This window comes from Streptococcus sp., from assembly GCF_030528045.1.
GTDB lineage: Bacteria > Bacillota > Bacilli > Lactobacillales > Streptococcaceae > Streptococcus.
Genome location: NZ_JAUMZR010000062.1, coordinates 1 through 6,012 on the forward strand (window position 1 = coordinate 1; position 6,012 = coordinate 6,012).

The window sequence follows — 6,012 nt, forward strand, 5'->3', positions numbered from 1 at the left end:
ACGGTGAAGCAGCTGCTCGTGAATGGCTACGCACAACTGGATTTGAGAACATTGACGAACTCAACAAAGTTCTTCAAACAACAGCGACTTCATGGACTGAACGTGTATAAGTTTCCCCCCTAATCTTAGGAACATTGATCTAAAAAAATTTAAAAAAAGTTGAATGTATAGGTTTACAAAACAACTTACTTATGCTATACTTAAATCACAAGTTAATACAAGGTGAGTGTTACTAAGTAATATTAGGCATGATCACGGATGGATTAGAAATCAAAGGATTTTCTAGTTCATTTGTGGTCATTTTTTATACTCATATACCTTTAAGAGATAAAAGGAGGTTGCCATGTATCGAATTCTAAACCCAATGAATCACAACGTCTCTCTTGTCAGAAATGACAAGGGAGAAGAAGTAATTGTGATTGGTAAGGGGATTGCATTTGGGAAAAAGAAGGGGGATTTAATTTCTGAAGATCAAGTTGAGAAAATCTTTCGGATGAAGACAGAAGAGTCCAGAGAAAATTTTATGGCTCTCCTCAGAGATGTTCCGCTGGATTTTATCACAGTGACCTATGAGATTATTGATAAGCTTTCTAAGAAATATCATTATCCGATTCAAGAGTATCTCTATGTGACCTTGACGGATCATATTTACTGTTCTTATCAAGTTCTAGCACAAGGAAGGTACAAGGATAGTAATCTGCCAGATATTTCTGCCAAGTATCCTATCGCTTTTCAAATCGCAAAGGAAGCCTTTGAAATCTATCGTCAGAAGTTGACAGATCATTTTCCTGAGGACGAAATTATTCGGATTGCTTATCATTTCATTAATGCCGAAGGTGAAAATGAAGTGGAACTCGTGGAGTCGATTGATAAGAGGAAAGAAATTCTCAGGAATGTTGAAGAAGTGCTAAAGGGTTATGCAATTCAACGAACCAAAGAGAATAACCATTTCTATGATCGCTTTATGATTCATCTCAATTATTTCTTGGATTATTTAGACAGATCTAGAGATGATAACCAATCACTTCTGGATATGGAAGAGCATATTAAACAATCCTATCCAAAAGCGTTCGAGATTGGTTCCAAGATCTATGATGTGATTACGCAACATACGGGTCTTGATTTGTATAAAAGTGAACGAGTTTATCTAGTTCTACATATCCAACGTTTATTGTCATAAAAATTTAATTAAAAATACATAAGGAGAATTCTATCATGAATAGAGAAGAAGTAACATTGTTAGGTTTTGAAATCGTAGCCTATGCTGGCGATGCTCGTTCAAAACTATTGGAAGCCTTGAAGGCTGCTGAAGCTGGCGATTTTGCGAAAGCTGATACTCTCGTAGAGGAAGCTGGTGGTTGCATCGCTGAGGCACACCACGCTCAAACAAGCCTTTTGACTAAGGAGGCAGCTGGTGAAGATTTGGCCTATAGTGTAACCATGATGCACGGTCAGGATCACTTGATGACAACTATCTTGCTCAAAGATTTGATGCACCATTTAATCGAACTCTATAAGAGAGGAGTTAAGTAATGAACAAACTAATTTCATTTATCGAGAAAGGAAAGCCTTTCTTTGAAAAACTGTCTCGTAATATCTATCTTCGTGCTATTCGTGATGGTTTCATTGCAGGGATGCCTGTTATTCTCTTCTCAAGTATCTTTATCTTGATTGCTTTTGTACCAAACTCATGGGGCTTTAAATGGTCTGATGATGTTGTTAATCTCCTCATGAAACCTTATAGCTATTCAATGGGGATTCTAGCTCTCTTGGTAGCTGGCACAACAGCTAAGTCATTGACGGACTCAGTAAACCGTAGCATGGAGAAAACCAATCAAATCAACTATATGTCAACATTGTTGGCAGCAATTGTTGGTTTGTTGATGTTGGCAGCTGATCCTATCGAAAATGGCCTAGCTACTGGATTCTTGGGGACAAAAGGGTTGCTTTCAGCCTTCCTTGCTGCCTTTGTTACTGTAGCCATCTATAAGGTTTGTGTTAAGAATAACGTTACCATTCGTATGCCTGACGAAGTTCCACCAAATATCTCACAAGTCTTTAAAGATGTGATTCCATTCACTCTTTCAGTTGTTTCTCTATATGTTCTTGATTTACTAGCTCGTCATTTTGTTGGAGCCAGTGTAGCAGAATCAATCGGTAAATTCTTTGCACCATTATTCTCAGCTGCTGATGGTTATCTAGGTATTACCATTATCTTTGGTGCTTTTGCCTTCTTCTGGTTTGTTGGTATCCACGGTCCTTCAATCGTTGAACCTGCAATCGCAGCTATTACCTATGCAAATGCCGAGGTCAACTTGAACCTTCTCCAACAAGGGATGCATGCAGATAAGATCCTTACTTCTGGTACACAAATGTTTATCGTTACAATGGGTGGTACAGGTGCGACACTAGTTGTTCCTTTCATGTTCATGTGGTTAACAAAATCAAAACGTAACCGTGCAATCGGACGTGCTTCAGTAGTTCCAACTTTCTTTGGTGTAAATGAACCAATCTTGTTTGGTGCACCACTTGTCTTGAACCCAATTTTCTTTATTCCATTTATCTTTGCGCCAATTGCCAACGTATGGATCTTTAAATTCTTCATTGAGACGCTTGGCATGAACTCATTTACTGCTAACCTTCCTTGGACAACACCAGGTTCGCTCGGTATTGTTCTCGGCACAAACTTCCAATTTTTGTCATTTGTACTTGCTGCTTTGTTAATCCTTGTTGACGTAGCCATTTACTATCCATTCCTCAAGGTTTATGATGAACAAATTCTTGAAGAAGAGCGTTCTGGTAAAGCCAATGATGAATTGAAAGAAAAAGTAGCAGCAAACTTCAATACTGCCAAAGCAGATGCTATTCTTGAAAAAGCAGGTGTAGAAACAGCACAAAACACAATCACAGAAGAAACAAATGTTCTCGTTCTCTGTGCAGGAGGAGGTACAAGTGGTCTCCTTGCAAATGCTCTAAACAAAGCGGCAGCAGAATACAAAGTTCCTGTTAAAGCAGCAGCTGGTGGCTATGGTGCTCACCGTGAAATGTTGCCTGAGTTTGATCTAGTTATCCTTGCTCCTCAAGTTGCTTCAAACTTTGAAGACATGAAGGCCGAAACTGACAAACTTGGTATCAAACTTGCTAAGACAGAAGGTGGCCAATACATTAAATTGACTCGCGATGGAAAAGGAGCTCTTGCCTTTGTTCAAGCGCAGTTCGAAGAATAAAATGTAAATAGCAAAGAAGTGAGATGGCGGAACTCCTCCCAACTCTATCTCCATCTCATTTCTATTTCTTGAAAGGTGAATCAAATGACAAAAACACTTCCAAAAGACTTTATTTTTGGCGGGGCAACAGCAGCCTATCAAGCAGAAGGTGCGACCAATACCGATGGTAAAGGACCAGTTGCCTGGGACAAATATCTCAAAGATAACTACTGGTACACTGCTGAACCAGCCAGTGATTTCTATCACAAATACCCAGTTGACCTCAAACTAGCAGAAGAGTATGGTGTCAATGGTATCCGTATTTCAATCGCTTGGTCACGTATCTTTCCAACTGGTTACGGGAAAGTCAATGCCAAGGGAGTTGAGTTCTATCATAATCTATTTGTAGAATGCCACAAACGGCATGTTGAGCCCTTTGTAACTCTTCATCACTTTGATACGCCAGAAGCTCTACATTCAAATGGAGACTTCTTAAACCGTGAAAACATTGAACACTTTGTAGACTACGCGGCTTTCTGTTTTGAAGAATTCCCAGAAGTAAACTATTGGACAACTTTTAATGAAATTGGGCCGATAGGAGATGGTCAGTATTTGGTTGGGAAATTCCCTCCAGGTATTCAGTACGACCTTGCAAAAGTTTTCCAATCGCACCACAATATGATGGTTTCTCATGCGCGTGCAGTAAAACTTTTCAAGGATAAGGGATATAAGGGTGAAATTGGTGTGGTTCACGCCCTACCTACTAAGTATCCTCTGGATCCAGATAATCCAGCAGATGTTCGTGCAGCTGAGTTAGAAGATATTATCCATAACAAGTTTATCCTAGACTCGACTTATCTAGGACGATATTCCGAAGAAACCATGGAAGGTGTCAACCATATCTTAGCAGTCAATGGTGGAAGCTTAGATCTGCGTGAAGAAGACTTCGCTGTGCTAGAAGCTGCAAAAGACTTGAACGACTTCCTTGGAATTAACTACTACATGAGTGATTGGATGCAAGCCTTTGACGGAGAGACGGAAATCATTCATAACGGTAAGGGTGAAAAAGGAAGTTCTAAATATCAGATTAAGGGAGTTGGACGGCGAGTGGCGCCTGACTATGTCCCACGTACAGATTGGGACTGGATTATCTATCCTCAAGGATTGTATGATCAAATCATGCGCGTGAAGAAAGATTACCCAAATTACAAAAAAATCTACATCACAGAGAATGGTCTCGGATACAAAGACGAGTTTGTGGATGGAACAGTCTACGATGATGGACGGATTGATTATGTTAAGAAACATATGGAAGTGATTGCAGATGCGATCTCTGATGGAGCCAATGTCAAAGGCTACTTTATCTGGTCGCTGATGGATGTCTTTTCTTGGTCAAATGGTTACGAAAAGCGTTACGGCCTCTTCTATGTTGATTTTGAAACCCAGGAGCGTTATCCAAAGAAATCGGCTCACTGGTACAAGAAACTAGCTGAGACACAACTTATTGAATAAAATTCAACAAAAATTCCCCGCCAAAAGGCAGGGGAATTTTTATGGTTTTGATAAAAGAATGGTTGTTTGTTTCGAAAGTTCTTCAAATGTTTCCTGACTCAGTTTGGAATCTGAAACGATGGTATCAATCTCTGAGATATTGTAGAAGGTGTAAAAATCAAACTTATTAAACTTACTGTGGTCTGCCAGTAAGTATTTTTTGTTGGCATTGTTCAAGGCGATTCGTTGAACCTCGCCCTCTTCTTCACTGAAAGTAGCAATTTCCTTATCCTTAATACCATTACAACTTACAAAAGATTTAGAAAACTGAAGGTTGGTCAAATCCTGCAAGGTGAGTGTTCCTACAAAAGCACCAGTGATAGAGCGATAATTTCCGCCAATCAAGATTAAATCTGTTAGTTTTCGTTCGTTTAGGATGAGAAAAACTGGAAGACTGTTTGTTACAACACGAATATTATCAATTGGGAGTTCACGAGCAAAACATTCTAAGGTTGTTCCTGGTCCGATAAAAATAGTTTCACCTTCGTCAATCAAATGACCAGCAAAACGACTGATTTCTTGTTTTTCAGCAATCTGCAAGCCTTGTTTTTCGACGTTTGAGCGTTCGTTGTTTAAGAGAGAACCTGTACGAAGTTTTTCAGCGCCACCATGCACACGGACCAGCAAATCTTTATCTGCCAATTCTTGTAAATAGCGGCGAGCTGTCATATCTGACACATCAAGACTCTCCATAATCTCTTTTACAGTAATAGTGCCTTTTGTGTTTACTGCTTCTAGAATACTATCTAGTTTTTCTTGCTTTAGCATCCTTATCACCTCGATTTCTACTATTATTATCTTACCATAAAACGCTCAATCAATCAAATAGAAAAAAACAAAATAAAACAAAAACAAAAATATCATGGTTGTTTTAAACAAACCATGATATTTTGGGCTCTATAATATCTGTAGTGGGTAAAAACCACTATGGAAATTATGGAGCTTTTTGAATACACAAAAAGTCCCATAAGACTTATAATGAAAAGCACTCAAACCATCATTAGAAAGGATCTTATGGAACATATTCATCATACCACACAACTCATCGGAATGAAAGACAAAAATATCACCCTAAACAAAGCCTTGAAACATGAGACTCACATTGAGCTAATGGCTACATTAGACTACCAGCCTCCCAAGTGTAAGCATTGCATGGGAATACAAATCAAATATGATTTTCAAAAACCTTCTAAAATCCCTTTTATTGAAATTGCTGGCCATCCTAGTCTCATTCGATTGAAAAAGAGACGTTTTC

At 38.9% G+C, this 6,012-nt stretch carries 5 protein-coding genes and 2 pseudogenes; 6 read left to right on the plus strand and 1 reads right to left on the minus strand.

What is annotated here, in order from left to right; translation table 11 throughout:
- The 5 genes and pseudogenes from Q4A91_RS09040 to lacG form a co-directional block, all read left to right on the plus strand.
- A pseudogene (locus Q4A91_RS09040) lies at nt 1–110 on the plus strand (tagatose-bisphosphate aldolase); the annotation flags it as partial.
- A gap of 233 nt (nt 111–343) precedes the next feature.
- On the plus strand, nt 344–1,180 hold the full coding sequence (locus tag Q4A91_RS09045; RefSeq protein WP_303214155.1) for a transcription antiterminator: 837 nt from the start codon (nt 344–346) through the stop codon (nt 1,178–1,180).
- 35 nt (nt 1,181–1,215) lie between these two features.
- Entirely contained in the window at nt 1,216–1,533 is a 318-nt protein-coding gene (locus Q4A91_RS09050) for a PTS lactose/cellobiose transporter subunit IIA (RefSeq protein ID WP_001078327.1), read from the plus strand.
- Entirely contained in the window at nt 1,533–3,227 is a 1,695-nt protein-coding gene (locus Q4A91_RS09055; protein WP_303214161.1) for a lactose-specific PTS transporter subunit EIIC, read from the plus strand. Before Q4A91_RS09050 ends, Q4A91_RS09055 begins: the two co-directional genes overlap by 1 nt.
- 84 nt (nt 3,228–3,311) lie before the next feature.
- On the plus strand, nt 3,312–4,718 hold the full coding sequence (gene lacG / locus Q4A91_RS09060) for a 6-phospho-beta-galactosidase (protein WP_303214163.1): 1,407 nt from the start codon (nt 3,312–3,314) through the stop codon (nt 4,716–4,718).
- A 39-nt stretch (nt 4,719–4,757) separates the two neighbouring features.
- On the opposite strand, the gene Q4A91_RS09065 is transcribed toward lacG, so the two are convergent.
- Nucleotides 4,758–5,525: a DeoR/GlpR family DNA-binding transcription regulator gene (locus Q4A91_RS09065; RefSeq protein WP_303214165.1), complete on the minus strand. Its 768-nt coding sequence runs from the start codon at nt 5,523–5,525 to the stop codon at nt 4,758–4,760.
- A 246-nt stretch (nt 5,526–5,771) separates the two neighbouring features.
- Here Q4A91_RS09065 and Q4A91_RS09070 point away from each other — a divergent pair.
- Nucleotides 5,772–6,012 (plus strand): annotated as a pseudogene (locus tag Q4A91_RS09070) (ISL3 family transposase); the annotation flags it as partial.